Origin of the sequence: Blautia sp. HCP3S3_H10_2, from assembly GCF_052122375.1 — a bacterium.
Classification (GTDB): Bacteria; Bacillota; Clostridia; order Lachnospirales; family Lachnospiraceae; genus Blautia_A.
Window position 1 is genome coordinate 41029 of the sequence record NZ_JBQKCL010000005.1, and the last position, 15811, is coordinate 56839.

At 43.6% G+C, this 15811-nt stretch carries 15 protein-coding genes; all 15 read left to right on the forward strand.

The genetic code is table 11. The annotated features are described in order from the left end of the window. Window positions 1-93 precede the first annotated feature (93 nt). On the forward strand, window positions 94-1077 hold the full coding sequence (locus ACTQWB_RS06565; RefSeq protein ID WP_441501171.1) for a CotS family spore coat protein: 984 nt from the start codon (window positions 94-96) through the stop codon (window positions 1075-1077). Window positions 1078-1148: 71 nt separating this feature from the next. After that, a complete protein-coding gene (locus ACTQWB_RS06570; RefSeq protein ID WP_117851504.1) occupies window positions 1149-1424 on the forward strand; it encodes an HU family DNA-binding protein in 276 nt (91 codons plus the stop codon). A 71-nt stretch (window positions 1425-1495) separates the two neighbouring features. Continuing rightward, window positions 1496-1735, forward strand: a complete 240-nt coding sequence (locus ACTQWB_RS06575; RefSeq protein WP_441501172.1) for an RNA-binding S4 domain-containing protein — start codon at window positions 1496-1498, stop codon at window positions 1733-1735. 294 nt (window positions 1736-2029) lie between these two features. After that, a complete protein-coding gene (gene yabP / locus ACTQWB_RS06580; RefSeq protein WP_441501173.1) occupies window positions 2030-2308 on the forward strand; it encodes a sporulation protein YabP in 279 nt (92 codons plus the stop codon). 3 nt (window positions 2309-2311) lie between these two features. Then, on the forward strand, window positions 2312-2815 hold the full coding sequence (gene yabQ, locus ACTQWB_RS06585) for a spore cortex biosynthesis protein YabQ (RefSeq protein ID WP_441501174.1): 504 nt from the start codon (window positions 2312-2314) through the stop codon (window positions 2813-2815). Then, window positions 2769-3083 (forward strand): FtsB family cell division protein, encoded by a 315-nt coding sequence (locus tag ACTQWB_RS06590; protein ID WP_441501175.1) that lies wholly within the window; start codon window positions 2769-2771, stop codon window positions 3081-3083. The genes yabQ and ACTQWB_RS06590 overlap by 47 nt, the downstream gene beginning before the upstream one ends. Window positions 3084-3226: 143 nt before the next feature. Then, a complete protein-coding gene (locus tag ACTQWB_RS06595; protein WP_441501176.1) occupies window positions 3227-4717 on the forward strand; it encodes a SpoIIE family protein phosphatase in 1491 nt (496 codons plus the stop codon). Between the two features lie 81 nt (window positions 4718-4798). Next, window positions 4799-6274 (forward strand): tRNA lysidine(34) synthetase TilS, encoded by a 1476-nt coding sequence (tilS, locus tag ACTQWB_RS06600; RefSeq protein WP_441501177.1) that lies wholly within the window; start codon window positions 4799-4801, stop codon window positions 6272-6274. Further along, window positions 6267-6794, forward strand: a complete 528-nt coding sequence (gene hpt, locus ACTQWB_RS06605; RefSeq protein WP_441501178.1) for a hypoxanthine phosphoribosyltransferase — start codon at window positions 6267-6269, stop codon at window positions 6792-6794. Before tilS ends, hpt begins: the two co-directional genes overlap by 8 nt. Window positions 6795-6810: 16 nt before the next feature. Continuing rightward, window positions 6811-8661 carry an ATP-dependent zinc metalloprotease FtsH gene (gene ftsH, locus ACTQWB_RS06610; protein WP_441501179.1) on the forward strand — a complete coding sequence of 617 codons (1851 nt, stop codon included), beginning with the start codon at window positions 6811-6813 and terminating at the stop codon, window positions 8659-8661. Window positions 8662-9241: 580 nt separating this feature from the next. Further along, window positions 9242-11371: a glycoside hydrolase family 13 protein gene (locus tag ACTQWB_RS06615; protein ID WP_441501180.1), complete on the forward strand. Its 2130-nt coding sequence runs from the start codon at window positions 9242-9244 to the stop codon at window positions 11369-11371. A 115-nt stretch (window positions 11372-11486) separates the two neighbouring features. Continuing rightward, window positions 11487-12356 (forward strand): class II fructose-1,6-bisphosphate aldolase, encoded by an 870-nt coding sequence (fba, locus tag ACTQWB_RS06620; RefSeq protein WP_441501181.1) that lies wholly within the window; start codon window positions 11487-11489, stop codon window positions 12354-12356. Between the two features lie 252 nt (window positions 12357-12608). After that, window positions 12609-13886, forward strand: a complete 1278-nt coding sequence (locus ACTQWB_RS06625; protein ID WP_441501182.1) for an ABC transporter substrate-binding protein — start codon at window positions 12609-12611, stop codon at window positions 13884-13886. Between the two features lie 211 nt (window positions 13887-14097). Further along, window positions 14098-14952 (forward strand): carbohydrate ABC transporter permease, encoded by an 855-nt coding sequence (locus ACTQWB_RS06630; RefSeq protein ID WP_441501183.1) that lies wholly within the window; start codon window positions 14098-14100, stop codon window positions 14950-14952. Beyond that, the gene (locus ACTQWB_RS06635) at window positions 14952-15788 is read left to right on the forward strand and encodes a carbohydrate ABC transporter permease (protein WP_441501184.1); all 837 of its coding nucleotides are present in this window, start codon (window positions 14952-14954) and stop codon (window positions 15786-15788) included. The genes ACTQWB_RS06630 and ACTQWB_RS06635 overlap by 1 nt, the downstream gene beginning before the upstream one ends. The last annotated feature ends 23 nt before the right edge of the window (window positions 15789-15811 follow it).

A 15811-nucleotide genomic window follows, 5' to 3' on the forward strand; every position in this document is an offset into this window, starting at 1 on the left:
GTTAAAGATAAAGAGAATAACGTATCCCTCCCATTCATAAGATAGAAGGTATAAAAAAACCGTTTGTATATATGAGTGACGGGGGGATTTTTATTGTATGATTATGGTCTCAGCACCCTGGTCCAGTATGGGATAGAAGCGAAATCCTCGTCCCGGACCCGCGGTGCGCTGTTATGCAGGACAGAGCAGGGAAGTCTGCTTATCCGGGAATTTCATGGCTCAGAGAAAAAATTGCTTTTTCAGCAGGAACTTTTAAAAAAACTTTCTGAGGAAGGCTGTCTGGTGGATACTTTTATCGAAAATCAGGAAGGTTCTCTGGTTACCCGCGATAAAGACAATATTCCATATACACTTCAGAGGTGGTATGAAGGTCATGAATGCGATACAAAGTCTAGGGAAGATATTCTAAAAAGTGTGCAGACTCTGGCAAGAATACATAAGTTTATGAATATGCCTGTGGATGATTCCTATGCAGTGCGTTCTCTTGTGGAAGAGTATACACGACATAATCAGGAAATCCGCAAGATCCGCAAATTTGTGCGCAGGAAAGGTGCCAGTGCCAGATTTGAAAAAAGTTTTCTGGGAAGTGTGGAGTATTTCCTGGAAAAAGGAGAAAGAGCGCTGGAAACACTTGTAAAGTCTGACTATGATAAGCTCCGGGACAAGGCACAAAAAAATGGAGCGGTATGCCATGGCGAGTATAACCAGCATAATGTGATTCTTTGTAAAAAACAGATCGCAGTAACAAATTTTGGCCACTTTGGATTTGACATTCAGATCAGTGATCTGTACTGCTTTATGCGTAAAATCCTGGAAAAATACAACTGGGATGTTTCGCTGGCCTTAAAAATGCTGGAGCAGTACGAAAAAATACGTCACATTTCGGAAGAGGAATGGGAAAACCTTAAAATACGTTTTATGTATCCCGAAAAGTACTGGAAACTGGCAAATTATTACTTCTCCCACAATAAAGCGTGGATATCCGGTAAGAATACAGAAAAACTGGAAAAGGTGATCGCACAGAGAGAACTATGGGGAGAATTCCCCGGAAAATGCTTTGGAAAATACCCTTTCTGACGCAAAAACCTTGACAATACAGGGCAAAAGGTATATATATAGATAGAAGAATCTTTAGAGGAGGAAACACCATGAATAAGACTGAATTAGTAGCAGCTATGGCGAAAGAAACCAATCTGTCCAAGAAGGACGTTGAAGCTGTTTTAAAATCATTCATCGACGTTGTATCAGAAGAATTAAAAAAAGGTGAGAAAGTTCAGTTAGTTGGCTTTGGTACATTTGAAGTCAGCGAGAGAGCAGCCAGAGAGGGAAGAAATCCTCAGACTGGTGAGACCATGAAGATCGAGGCTTCCAAGGCTCCGAAGTTTAAAGCTGGTAAAGCTTTAAAAGATATGGTAAACGCATAAATAGCGGAGGCTTTTGCCAGGGGGAACTTTTTCGGTTCCCTCTTTTTTTGATTAAATTACAGGAGAAGAGTATGAGATTAGATAAATTTTTGAAGGTATCCCGCCTGATCAAACGCAGAACCGTAGCCAATGAGGCCTGCGATGCAGGCAGAGTCCTGGTGAACGATAAGCCTGCCAAGGCTTCTGTGCAGGTGAAAATGGGAGACACCATTGAAATCCAGTTTGGAAGCCGCAATGTGAAAGTGGAAGTGCTGGATGTAAAGGAAACTGTGAAGAAAGAAGAAGTGGAGAGCCTGTACAGATATATTTAGTATGAAAGTCCTGTGCAGCAGCCATGAATCCAGCATGCTTGCATGTTGGATTTATGGATATTGCACAGGCTAGACTGTATGAGTAAGTAGGGCGATAGCCCGGATTACGAATACAGTCAGCGATTGTGGGAGCGCCATAGGCGCGGAGCAATCGACTTTCATTTATGGTGATGTCTGCGTAAGCAGACATGTCCGTTTAGTATGAAAGTCCTGTGCGGCAGTAACTGTCTGGTTATATTTTTGTAGTAAATTTCATAGATTATCTGTGAACCCACATATTCGGGAGAGAGGGATTTGGAAGAAAAGGTTATGCATTCCCATAAGCTGACTCTGGATAACAGGAAAGAAGCATTTGTCACAGGTGTGAAGGATGTGATCTCTTTTGATGAGAAAGAAATCCTCCTTCAGACTGCTGACGGACGGCTGCAGATTAGAGGCAGCCAGCTTCATGTGAAAGGACTGAATCTGGAAAAAGGAGAAGCTGCTCTTGCCGGACATGTGGATTCTCTTGTCTATTTGTCTAAAGATTCCCCGCGAAAAGAAGAACCATTTTTTACAAGGCTGTTCCGCTAGACTGTGAGTTCTTATATTTATAATGAGGTCTGGCTTTTTGCACAAGCCTTTATAGGTGGAGCAGGACTGCTGCTTTGTTATAGTCTGCTCCAGATAATGAGAAGGCTGTTTGTTCACAGTCCGGCGTCAGTTGGGATATTTGACCTTTTTTACTGGCTGGCAGCAGGTTTGCTGATTTTTGTAAGGATTTACCAGATAAACCAGGGGGTATTGAGAAGTTTTCTGTTTTTGGGTATCCTATCAGGAGCAGTTCTTACATATCTGACAATAAGACCGGTATTTGAAAAAATTTGCTATATAATCCTGGAGGTTCCTGTCAGATTTATAAAAAAAATTTCAAAAAAATATATAAACAGGTTGCTATTTTGTGGTAAACGTTGTAAAATTTTGGTTAGACAATCTGCAAATCAGTACAAAAATAGTACTGGAAAACATTTGCGGACGAGAAGAGGCAGGAAATTTGGGAAAATCAGGGAAAAAGCGAAGAAAAAAGACAATAGGGTATAATCATCTCGGGATGTTCGGTATTTCTCTGATCGTTCTGATACTTATGCTGTCCCTTATGGTACAGAGCCTGGATCTTAAGGAGTCTCTTGCAGGTTATGAGACCAGGGCAGAGGCGCTTAGCCAGCAGATCGAGGAAGAACAGGCGCGTACCCAGGCGATTGAAGAACAGAAAGAATATATGCTTACCGATGAGTACGCGGAGCAGATTGCCCGGGAGAAGCTTGGACTTGTAAAGGAGAATGAGATTATTTTCCAGGAAGAGAAATAGTGGAGATGTTATCTTTCAGAGAGAGTACCACGAAGTTTAGAAATTTTTGACGATATATTTTTTGAAATCGCCGTCTTTGTTTGACATATATTTTCATACCCATCCCGTATAATGATGTCAGGGTTGAAAGGGGAGGGGAGAATATGCAGGAATGGATCATTGCCATGCTCGTAATCAGTGTACTGCTGGTGCTGCGGGACATGGCAAAAACTTTTTTCAGGGGAAGAAGTTTCCTTAAGGCGGAACAGCCAGCCGAAGAGAAAAATCCCCAGAAGGAGAAAGTTGAGCGGTATGCAGCTTCTTTTCGGAAGCTTGCAGACAGCTTTTACGGATTGCCCTATCGGAAAGATTATTTGAGCAGTGGCCAGGTGGAGGGAATCATACAGGAAACATGCGATGAGGTATGCAGCCATTGTTACCAGAGAGAGATGTGCTGGGGAGCACGGTCACAGGATATGTATCTGGGAAGCGAGCATCTGGTCCGTTCCATGGAAGAAGGTACCCAGGAGAAGCTGCAGGAAGCGAAAAGCAGCTGGATGAGTATATGCAGCCGCTTTTCCCAGTATTACGAGACCCTTGGAAATGCTTATATGCGGGAGCGGCAGCAGCTTCTTTTTGATAACCGGATGATCGAGAGCCGCCTGGCAGTGGCGCAGCAGCTTCAGGAAATGTCCAGGATCATGGATATGGTGGCGGAAGACCTGTATGATATCTCTCTTGCGGATCCTCAGCTGAAACTGAAGCTTTCTAAGCTGCTAAGGAAACGTCATATTGTGTTGAAGCAGGCCTGGGTAATGGATAAAGTGGAAGGCAGGAGACAGATTTTCCTTACCATGCGGGCAAGAAGCGGGCAGTGCATTTCTGTAAATGAGGTAGCACAGCTGTTATCCAGGGAATTTGAGACGCCCATGGCTGCTTCCAGTGGTGGCAGAAGAATTGTCAATGGGGAGTATCATACGGTCCATTTTGTAGAGGATGTAAGCTATCAGATCCTTTATGGGGTGTCAAAGCTTACCAAGGAACAGGAGAAGGTGTCCGGGGATAATTATATCTGCAGACAGGAGGACGCAGGACGCTTTGTTATGTGCCTTTCAGATGGTATGGGCTCTGGCATGGATGCCAACAGGGAGAGTGAGGAAGTGGTAGAGCTTCTGGAGCAGCTTCTGGAATCCGGGTTTTCCCAGGAAACAGCGGCGAAGCTGGTAAATTCTGCACTTGTGATGAAAGGACAGGAGGGAAATTTTTCCACGGTGGATATCTGTGCTGTGGATCTATATACTGGAATCTGCAATTTCCTGAAGGCTGGAGCTTCTGCTACTTTTATCAAGAGAGATCATTGGGTAGAAGCTATTTCTTCCGAAAGTCTGGCCGCAGGATTGATGCAGCAGATAGATTTTGAGACTTCATCCAGAAAACTGTACCATGGTGACTATCTGATCATGATGACGGATGGGGTACTGGATGCGCTTCCAGCTATGCGGGAAGAGGAAACAATGAAAGAGATCATCATGGACATCCATGAAGAGACGCCTAAGGAAATGAGCAGAGGAATACTAGAACGGGTGTTGGGATACAGTGATTATACAGCCAGGGATGACATGACTGTGCTGGTGGCCGGGATGTGGAAAAAGTAAGTCCAGGGCAGAGGAACATTTCTTAGCGAAGCGGAATGTAAATTTATATAAAGAAAAAAGCAATACAGGGGCAGACATAGTATGTATCAGAAGGTAAAAGCATATATTAAAGAACACAGCATGATAGCAGAGGGCAACATAATACTTGCAGGAGTTTCCGGGGGCGGGGATTCCATGGCGATGCTGGCGATGCTGAATAAATATAAAGAAGAGACCGCTTTTTCCCTGTGCGCGGTACATGTACATCATGGAATCCGTGGTGCGGAGGCTGACCGGGATGAGCGGTTGGTAAAGGATACCTGTGAGAAGTGGAACATCCCCTTTTTATCCTACCATTATCCGGTTCCGCAGCTTGCCAGGGAGTGGAAGATGGGGCTTGAGGAAGCCGGGCGTAGGGTAAGGCAGGAGGCATTTATGCGTGCGAAAAGGGATTTTGGGAAAAAGCTTCAAGAAAGGCGTTTCGAGGAATGCTTGGAAGGTTCAGGCAGGAATGTGGAAGAGACGGGCCGGGTACTGGTAGCGCTTGCCCATAACGAAAATGATGTGGTGGAAACCATGCTTCATAATTTATGCAGGGGAACCGGACTTAAGGGGCTTGCTGGTATTCTGCCAGTGCGAGGTGAGATCATCCGTCCTGTTTTATGTTTAAGCAAACAGGAAATTGTGAATTATTTAATAGAAGAACAGATTCCCTATGTGACAGACAGCACCAACCTGACAGACGAATACACCAGAAACAAGCTGCGCCATCAGGTTCTCCCTCTTTTGGAAGAGCAGGTCAATCCAGCGGTGGTCCGGCACATGGCCGAAGCTGCCCGTCTGGTAAGTGAAGCAGAAGAATATTTGTCCCGCCAGGGTGCGGTACTTGTGGAAAAGTACGGGCAGCAGCGGGAACAGGGAATTTTCATTTCTGAGGAATTGTGGAAAGAAGAGCCATTCGTGGCATCTTATGGTATTCTGCAGGTTTTGGAGAAACTGGCAGGAAAACGGAAAGATTTTACGGCTGTGCATGTGAATGGTGTGAAAAATCTTCTGGGGCTGCAGGTTGGAAAAAGGATAGATCTTCCCTATGGTCTTGTGGCACGCAGGACTTATGGAGGAATCCTGCTTGGAAAGGCAGACCAGTGGGAGCGGTCAGAGTCTGCTTTTTTCCAGGAGGTTCCAGAGAGTATGATACAGGATACTGATCTGGGAAAAAATTTATCTGATCAGCAGTTTCAGATAAAAATATTTTTTAATGAAGGACAGAAGATTGAAGAAAAAACGTATACGAAATGGCTGGATTATGATAAAATAAAACAGGAACTGTCCATCCGGACCAGAAGACCGGGAGATTATCTTATTGTGGATGATAAAGGAAGCCATAAGAAGCTGAACCGTTATTTCATAGATGAGAAGATTCCATCAGAGGAAAGAGACAGGATCTTACTTCTGACAGCCGGCTCAGAGGTTTTGTGGGTGGTGGGAGGCAGAATAAACGGAAATTATAAAATTACTCCCAGAACCAGGAGAATATTGGAAATACAATACCAAGGAGGAAAAGATAACCATGAGTGAAAAGATCAGAGTTTTACTGGATGAGGAAACAGTGGAAAAACGAATCTGCGAAGTTGCAGCTAGGATCAGTGAAGAGTACAAGGGCAAAGAAATTCACATGATCTGTGTCCTTAAAGGCGGAGTGTTCTTTATGTGTGAACTGGCTAAGAGAATCACAGTACCGGTAACTCTTGATTTTATGTCTGTTTCCAGCTATGGAGATGACACCAAATCAAGCGGAGTTGTAAAGATCGTGAAGGATCTTGATCAGCCTCTTGAAGATAAAGAAGTTCTTGTTGTAGAAGATATTATCGATTCCGGAAGAACATTAAGCTATCTGCTGGATGTTCTGAAAAGACGTAATCCGAACAGCGTGAAGCTTTGTACCCTGCTGGATAAACCAGACCGCAGAGTTGTAGAAGGTGTTGATGTGGATTACTGCTGCTTCAATATTCCGGATGAGTTTGTTGTGGGCTATGGTCTTGATTATGCCCAGAAATACAGAAATCTGCCATACATCGGAGTGGTAGAGTTCGAATGAAAGGAGAATCATACAAGTGAATAAGCAGTCAGGCAGAATTGGCTTGTATCTTGTTCTGATCGTAGCCTTGATCGCTGGTTACCTGTATCTGAATAACCAGGTTACGGCACAGAGTGATTACACTTATGGACAGCTGGAGCAGGCTGTTGCAGATGGCAGGGTGACCAGTGCCACGATCCATCAGAACAGTGAGGTTCCTACCGGTTCTGTGATCGCGACGATCAAGGACGAGGGACAGAAGCGTATTTATGTGGCAGATGTAAATGAGGCAGAGCAGCTTCTTCGTGAAAACGGGCTTGATCCTGCTGTGGAGGATGTGCCAAGGCAGAGTGTATTTTTATCCTCTGTATTTCCAGTGCTTCTTACATGCGGTCTTATCATTTTTCTCATGATGATGATGAACCGTCAGATGTCAGGCGGAGGTGGCGGCACCAATGCCAAGATGATGAATTTCGGCAAAAGCAGGGCAAGAATGTCCATGCCGGATGATAAAAAAGTAACGTTCCAGAATGTGGCAGGTCTGGAAGAAGAGAAAGAAGAGCTTAAGGAAGTGGTAGACTTTCTGAAAAATCCACAGAAATATACCAAGGTTGGCGCCAGAATCCCGAAAGGAGTGATCCTTGTAGGACCTCCAGGAACAGGTAAGACGCTTCTTGCCAAGGCGGTTGCAGGAGAGGCGGGAGTTCCTTTCTTTTCTATTTCCGGTTCAGATTTCGTGGAGATGTTTGTTGGTGTGGGTGCTTCCCGTGTAAGAGATCTTTTTGAAGAGGGAAAACGCCATGCACCTTGTATTATCTTCATTGATGAGATCGATGCAGTTGCAAGACAGCGTGGAACCGGTATGGGCGGCGGTCATGACGAGAGAGAGCAGACACTGAACCAGCTTCTTGTAGAGATGGATGGTTTCGGGGTCAATGAGGGAATCATTGTGATGGCAGCGACCAACCGTGTGGATATTCTGGATCCTGCGATTCTTCGTCCGGGACGTTTTGACCGTAAGGTTGGTGTGGGACGTCCGGATATTAAGGGCAGGGAGGAGATCCTTCGTGTCCATGCCAAGGATAAACCGCTTGGCGAGGATGTAGACCTGAAACAGATCGCCCAGACCACAGCCGGCTTTACCGGTGCAGATCTGGAGAATCTGATGAATGAGGCTGCAATCGCTGCTGCAAAGACAGGGCATGCTTTTATCCGCCAGAAAGATATCAAGAATGCCTTTATCAAGGTGGGAATCGGTGCGGAGAAGAAGAGCAAGGTGATTTCCGATAAAGAAAAAAGAATCACAGCTTACCATGAAGCCGGCCATGCGATTTTATTCCATGTGCTGCCGGATATGGAACCTGTTTATACCATTTCCATCATTCCTACAGGAATGGGAGCTGCCGGTTATACCATGCCCCTTCCGGAAAATGATGAAATGTTTAACACAAAGGGTAAGATGATCCAGGATATTACCACACTTCTTGGAGGACGTGTGGCTGAGGAGCTGATCTTTGGCGATATTACGACCGGTGCTTCTAATGATATCAAGCGTGCTACAAGTGAAGCACGGGCTATGGTGACCAAGTATGGTATGTCCGATAAGATTGGACTTATTTCCTACGGAGATGATGATGACGAGGTATTCATTGGAAGGGATCTGGCTCACACCCGCGGCTATAGTGAGGATGTAGCCAAAGCAATCGACAGTGAGATTCACCGTATTATTGAGGAATGCCACGAGAATGCGACGAAGATCATTTCTCAGCATATGGACGTTCTTCATGGCTGTGCGAAGCTTCTTCTCGAGAAGGAAAAAGTGCACCGGGAAGAGTTTGAAGCACTTTTTACAATGGAAAATCAGGGAGAAAACAACAAGAGTATATAACATGCACAAAAAACAATATCGATTTTTGTGAAGTTTGTGCACACTTTTTGGTGGACACGTGGTACTATATACAACGTAAAAACCCCCCAATACATTATATAGTTTTTGCTACACCCCATAAGAAGAAATACCTTCTCCAAAAAAGACAGCTTTTACCAGCTGTCTTTTTTACGTTAAGGGGAAACTTGAAATGATTTGGTGAAAACGTCGGTAAGTTTTGGTGAAGTTTGGAGGATAAGCCGAATTTTAACTGTTGTGGAAGAGACACATTTCAGTTAAAATAGTATACAGTTGTCATATTTCCAAAAAAGAAGGTTCTTTTTGGACAGAAATGCTATGATGTTAGTGTCAAAAGGTCTTTTGACACTAACTCGATACCACGGATTGTTCCGCAGCTAAGCTGCTCCCACAATCCGGGGGCATGCGAAATCCGCTGATTTACTGCGTAAATCGCTACTTTCTCATGTTTGGCGGGTCCCAAGATCAAAAGCTTTATCGTGCAAGCACGAACAGCTTTTGGATCTTTTGACCCTGGTATCATGCTATCTTTTGTAAAGCATAATCATGAAAGAGGGATATTATGGATCGTAATAATGCAGATATAATGAAGAAAATGCAGTATATATTAAATATGAGGCCGGTTTTGAATACAGAGGCATTGTTCAGCGATGGTTCTGATTATTACCGTTGTCCGTCAAATCCCAAGGCAGGAGAAAAAGTGCGAATCCGTTTCCGTACCAAACGTAATAATGTAGACATGGTTTATCTGGTTTATGATGGGAAACGTCAGCAGATGGAACGCTGTGCCAAAGCCAATGGCTTTGATTATTATGAAACTTCTATTATCATGGGAGAAGAGATCATACGGTATCATTTTGAAATTATCTATGGCTGGGTAACCTGTTATTACAACTATCAGGGAGTATCCATGAATCCGGAGGAACGTCTGGAATTTGAGATCTATCCGGACTATGACACTCCACAGTGGGCGAAAGGCGCAGTTATGTACCAAATTTTTGTGGATCGTTTCTGCAACGGAGATCCTACGAATGATGTGGAGGACAGAGAGTATTTCTACATCGGAGATACCACATCCCGTGTACGGGACTGGGGAAAGATTCCCGCAGTTATGGGAGTAAGAGAATTCTATGGTGGTGACCTGCAGGGAATTATGGATAAGCTGGATTACCTTCAGGACCTTGGAGTTGATGTCATTTATCTGAATCCAATCTTTGTTTCCCCAAGTAACCATAAATATGATATTCAGGATTATGAGTATGTAGATCCCCATTACGGAAAAATCGTGGAGGACATGGAAGGTGGTCTGCTGAATGAAGGTGACCGTGAGAATGCCCATGCCTATAAGTTTATCAAGCGTGTGACAGATAAGAGAAACCTGGAAGCAAGCAATGAGCTGTTTGCCAGACTTGTGGAAGAGATCCACAAAAGAGGAATGAAGGTTATTCTGGATGGCGTATTTAACCATTGCGGTTCTTTTAATAAGTGGATGGACAGAGAGCGGATTTACGAGAATCAGGAAGGTTATCCAAAGGGAGCTTATATTTCCGCTGACAGTCCATACAGATATTATTTCAATTTTTATGATGAGAATCGTTGGCCTTATAATCCCACATATGATGGCTGGTGGACGCATGACACTTTGCCGAAGCTGAATTACGAGGCGTCAAGAGAGCTTTATGACAAGATTCTGGAGGTTGGTAAGAAATGGGTCTCCCCACCTTATAATGTAGATGGATGGAGACTGGATGTGGCAGCAGACCTGGGACACAGCAACGAGTTTAACCACCAGTTCTGGAAAGATTTCCGGAAAGCAGTAAAAGAAGCCAATCCAAATGCTATTATTCTTGCAGAGCATTACGGTAATCCGGAAAGCTGGCTGCAGGGAGATGAGTGGGACACGGTTATGAACTATGATGCTTTTATGGAACCCCTGACCTGGTTCCTGACTGGTATGGAGAAGCATAGTGATGAATGCAGGGATGATCTTTATGGCAACAGTGATGCATTTATCGGTGCTATGAAGACACACATGCGGGCACTTCACATGTCAGCCCTTTATACTTCCATGAATGAGCTGTCCAATCACGACCATTCCAGATTTCTGACAAGGACCAACCGGCGTGTGGGAAGAATTTCCTATGCAGGTGCTGAGGCTGCTTCCCAGAATGTGAATCCTGCAGTTATGCGTGAGGGCGTTGTGGTGCAGATGACATGGCCAGGGGCACCTACGGTTTATTACGGCGATGAGGCTGGTGTCTGTGGATTTACGGACCCGGATAATAGAAGAACCTATCCATGGGGACATGAGGACCAGATGATGATCGCTTTCCACAGGGACATGATCCGGATCCATAAGGAATATAAATTCCTCAGCAATGGATCCTTGGTATTCTTGTGGAATGATTACCAGGGACTTTGCTTCGGAAGATTTTCCCATGATGAAAGAATGATCGTGATCCTGAATAACCGTGCAGAAGAACGGGAAGTTGAGATAGAAGTGTGGAAGACCGGAATCAGCAGACTGAAGGATTCTACATTGAAGAGAATCATGCTGTCCTACCATGATGGTTATATCACTGAGGAATATGAGTATACTGCCAAGGCAGGCGTGATCAAGGTTCCAATGCCAGCATTTGGTGCAATGGTATTGTACCATAAATGTGAGAATCCGACTATTTTTGTTGAATAAGATGTGAATATTTTTTTAGTTTTTCTTCAAAGAGGTAGACGAATGGGGAAAAATCTGCTAAACTACAGACAATGGAAATAGTTAAGGTGTTTCCAAAGATAGGAGGAATTTTATCATGTATGAGTTAGTTAATGCAACAGAAATGCTTAAAAAAGCAAAAGCTGGACATTATGCTGTTGGTCAGTTCAATATCAACAACCTTGAGTGGACAAAAGCAATCCTGCTTACAGCACAGGAACTGAACTCCCCGGTTATCCTGGGTGTTTCCGAAGGCGCTGGTAAGTATATGACTGGTTACAAGACAGTTGTTGGTATGGTTAAGGGAATGATGGAAGAGCTGAAGATCACTGTTCCGGTTGCACTTCACCTGGATCACGGCTCCTATGAAGGATGCCTGAAATGTGTTGAGGCTGGATTCTCATCTATCATGTTCGATGGTTCCCATTATCCGATCGAGGAGAACGTTGCTAAGACTAAAGAGCTGGTTAAGATCACAAGAGAGCACGGAATGTCCTTAGAGGCAGAGGTTGGCTCCATCGGTGGTGAGGAAGACGGTGTTGTAGGTATGGGCGAGTGTGCAGATCCTAAGGAATGCAAGATGATCGCCGACCTTGGTATCGATTTCCTGGCAGCAGGTATTGGTAACATCCATGGTAAATATCCGGCTAACTGGAAGGGCTTAAGCTTTGAGACTCTGGATGCGATCCAGCAGCTTACAGGCGACATGCCATTAGTACTTCACGGTGGTACAGGTATTCCTACAGATATGATCAAGAAAGCTATCGATCTCGGTGTTTCCAAGATCAATGTTAACACAGAGTGCCAGCTTTCCTTTGCAGCAGCTACACGTAAATACATCGAAGAGGGTAAAGATGAGCAGGGTAAAGGATATGACCCACGTAAGCTTCTTGCACCTGGCTTCGATGCAATTAAGGCTACTGTTAAAGAGAAAATGGAAATCTTTGGATCCGTTGGAAAAGCCTGAATATAATTTTTCTCCGTATATGCGGACTAAGAGGGGACTGCGATTTGCAGTCCCCTCTTTATAAGTTGGAAAAGGTTCACTTATATGTGTTCCTTTTTTTATACAAATTGTGACAATATATCCATATTCAAATTTTACTTTCTAAAAAAATGAACATGTTTCTTGATTTTTTATCATGGTTTTTTTAATAGAAAAAACAGTATTATATAAACATCTTAAGAAACGGTTCTCAAAGAAAAGGAGAGTAAAATTATGAAGATGAGAAAAATCGCAGCAATGGGACTTAGCGCAGTTATGGCAACTTCTATGGTACCGGTATTACCGGTTATGGCTGATGATGCAGCTGGAAAGGTTTACTACTTAAACTTCAAACCAGAGCAGGATGAAGCTTGGCAGAATCTGGCAGCTAAATATACAGAAGAGACTGGCGTTCCGGTAACAGTTGTTACAGCAGCTTCCGGACAGTATGAGACCACACTTCAGTCTGAGATGGCTAAGAGCGATGCTCCTACACTTTTCCAGGTAAACGGACCTGTAGGACTTAAGAACTGGAAGGATTATTGCTATGATCTGTCCGGATCTGATATCTACTCACAGCTTACATCTGATGCCTACACTGTAAAAGACGGTGATGCAGTTGATGGTATTGCATACGTAATCGAGTCCTATGGACTGATCGTAAACAAAACCTTACTGGAAAAAGCTGGTTACACAGTAGACGATATTAAGAGCTTTGATGATCTGAAAAAGGTTGCTGATGATATCCAGGCAAGAAAAGATGAGCTTGGAGTGAAAGGTGCTTTCACAAGCGCTGGTATGGATGGATCCTCTGACTGGAGATTCAAAACACACCTTGCAAACCTTCCAATCTACTATGAGTATCAGGCAGATGGCATCGATGATACAGATGCAATCAAGGGAACATACCTTGACAATTACAAGAATGTATTTGATCTTTATATTACAGATTCTACCTGCGATGGAGCAGAGCTTTCTGCTAAGACAGCAGATGACTCCCGTAACGAGTTTATCAACGGAGATGCAGTATTCTATCAGAATGGTTCCTGGGAATATGGCGAACTGTCCAAGACATACAGTGATGACGAGCTGGCTATGATCCCGATTTATTTTGGTGTTGATGATGAGAACGAAGGCCTTGCAACCGGTACAGAGAACTTCTGGTGTGTAAACAAAGAAGCTTCCGAGGAAGATATCCAGGCAACACTTGATTTCATGAACTGGTGTGTAACTTCTGAGGATGGAACAAAGGCTATGTCAGAAGACATGGGCTTCACAATTCCTTTCAAAACAGCACAGGAGTCCACAAACGTATTTGTAAAACAGGATGCAGAGTATACAGCAGCTGGTCTTACACCTGTATCATGGAACTTCACAACAATGCCATCTGAAGAGTGGAAGAACGGTCTTGGTACAGCACTTACATTATATGCAGCAGGAAGCGGTTCCTGGGATGATGTAGTTTCCGCATTCGTTGACAATTGGGCAACTGAGAAAGCTCTTTCTGAATAAGAATCTGGTAATAAATTTCTTTCCAACAGCATATAATATGGCAGGGAGAAATCTCATGACATAATATAGAATGGTGAACAGGGTGGGGAGGCAAAATACAGCCTCCCTGTTTTGTTGGGAAAAGAACAGGAAGTAACAGTCTGGGAAACTAAAAAAGTGCAGAACTGTTATTGATTAAAAGGTGTCGTGGCAGGAAAAGGAGGAGTGAAAAATGGTAGGAAAATCTCTGAAAAAATGGTGGCCGGTATTTGTTCTGCCTACGCTGGCAGCGTTTATCATTGGCTTTTTATGGCCGTTTATCTGGGGCATTTATCTTTCATTTTGTAAATTTACAACTGTAAAAGACGTGGTCTGGGTTGGACTTTCCAACTATAAAAAGATTTTTATCGGTGGTGATTTCAGTCATGCATTCTGGCTGACTGTAGTATTTGCATTTGTTTCCAGTATTCTGATCAATGTGCTGGCATTTGCCATTGCACTTGCCCTTACCAAGGGCTATAAGGGAACCAATGTGTTCCGTACCGTATTTTTTATGCCAAACCTGATCGGTGGTATTGTACTTGGTTATATCTGGCAGACACTGTTAAATGGTCTGCTTTCTATGTGGGGACAGCCTCTTCTGAAACTGTCTGCAACCAATGGTTTTATTGGAATGATCGTTCTTCTGTTATGGCAGCAGATCGGATATATGATGATCATTTATGTAGCTGGTCTTAACAATGTATCTCCGGATCTTATCGAGGCAGCACAGATCGATGGTGCAACAGCAAGACAGATCCTGTTCAAGATCAAGATTCCGATGATCATGCCATCTGTTACCATTTGTACATTCCTTACTCTTACAAACGGATTCAAGATGTTCGACCAGAACCTTTCCCTTACAGGTGGAGATCCTGGAAAGCAGTCCCAGTTGCTGGCTCTGAACATTTATGATACATTTTATGGACGAAGCGGCCCGGCATGGAAGGGTATCGGCCAGGCAAAAGCAGTTGTATTCTTTGTACTGGTTGTTGTGATCGCCCTGATCCAGCTTCGTGCAACATCATCTAAGGAGGTGCAGGCATAATGGCAGATAAGAAAAAAAGTATTATTCCGACCATAATCCTTTCCATTATTTCAATTATCTGGATCTATCCCATCGTTATGATCCTGTTTAACTCCCTGAAAGTGGAGTCTGCGATCACTACTTCCGGTGTGTTCCAGCTTCCGACAGCGGAAACCTGGAATGGTATCCACAACTTTATCACCAGTGTGACACAGATGGATTTCCTGAAATCTTTCTGGTATAGCCTTGTAATTTCTGTAATGTCTGTTATTCTGATTTTACTTTGCTGTTCTATGTGTGCATGGTATATTGTCCGTGTAAATGGACTGCTCTCCAAGGTTTTATATTACCTTTGCGTGTTTAGTATGGTTGTTCCTTTCCAGATGGTAATGTTTACCCTGGCAAAAACAGCAGATACATTATGTCTGAATAATCCATACACCATTTGTATTGTTTATCTTGGTTTTGGTGCTGGACTTGCAGTATTCATGTTTACCGGTTTTGTAAAAGGAAGTCCTCTTGAAATTGAGGAGGCTGCAATGATTGATGGCTGCAGTCCTTTGCAGGTTTATTTCAAAATCCTGATCCCGATCCTGAAGCCAACGATTATTTCTACCGCTATTCTGGAGCTGATGTGGGTATGGAATGATTACCTTCTTCCAACACTGGTTCTGGATATCAAAAATTACAAAACTATTCCCATGGCGATTCAGTATTTCCGTGGAAGCTATGGACATGTACAGATGGGACCGATGATGGCATGTATTATGATCGATATCATTCCGATTGTTATTGTTTATCTGGTCTGCCAGAAATACATTATTGAGGGTGTTGTTGCCGGTGCGGTAAAAGGCTGATAATCTGGAAAAAATTCCCTTTT

Bases quoted from the DNA above. Each gene is read 5' to 3' on its own strand.
- ACTQWB_RS06570 (WP_117851504.1), top strand. From the start codon at position 1,149: ATGAATAAGACTGAATTAGTAGCAGCTATGGCGAAAGAAACCAATCTG.
- ACTQWB_RS06575 (WP_441501172.1), top strand. From the start codon at position 1,496: ATGAGATTAGATAAATTTTTGAAGGTATCCCGCCTGATCAAACGCAGA.
- ACTQWB_RS06595 (WP_441501176.1), top strand. From the start codon at position 3,227: ATGCAGGAATGGATCATTGCCATGCTCGTAATCAGTGTACTGCTGGTG.
- tilS (WP_441501177.1), top strand. From the start codon at position 4,799: ATGTATCAGAAGGTAAAAGCATATATTAAAGAACACAGCATGATAGCA.
- hpt (WP_441501178.1), top strand. From the start codon at position 6,267: ATGAGTGAAAAGATCAGAGTTTTACTGGATGAGGAAACAGTGGAAAAA.
- ACTQWB_RS06615 (WP_441501180.1), top strand. From the start codon at position 9,242: ATGGATCGTAATAATGCAGATATAATGAAGAAAATGCAGTATATATTA.
- fba (WP_441501181.1), top strand. From the start codon at position 11,487: ATGTATGAGTTAGTTAATGCAACAGAAATGCTTAAAAAAGCAAAAGCT.
- ACTQWB_RS06625 (WP_441501182.1), top strand. From the start codon at position 12,609: ATGAAGATGAGAAAAATCGCAGCAATGGGACTTAGCGCAGTTATGGCA.
- ACTQWB_RS06630 (WP_441501183.1), top strand. From the start codon at position 14,098: ATGGTAGGAAAATCTCTGAAAAAATGGTGGCCGGTATTTGTTCTGCCT.
- ACTQWB_RS06635 (WP_441501184.1), top strand. From the start codon at position 14,952: ATGGCAGATAAGAAAAAAAGTATTATTCCGACCATAATCCTTTCCATT.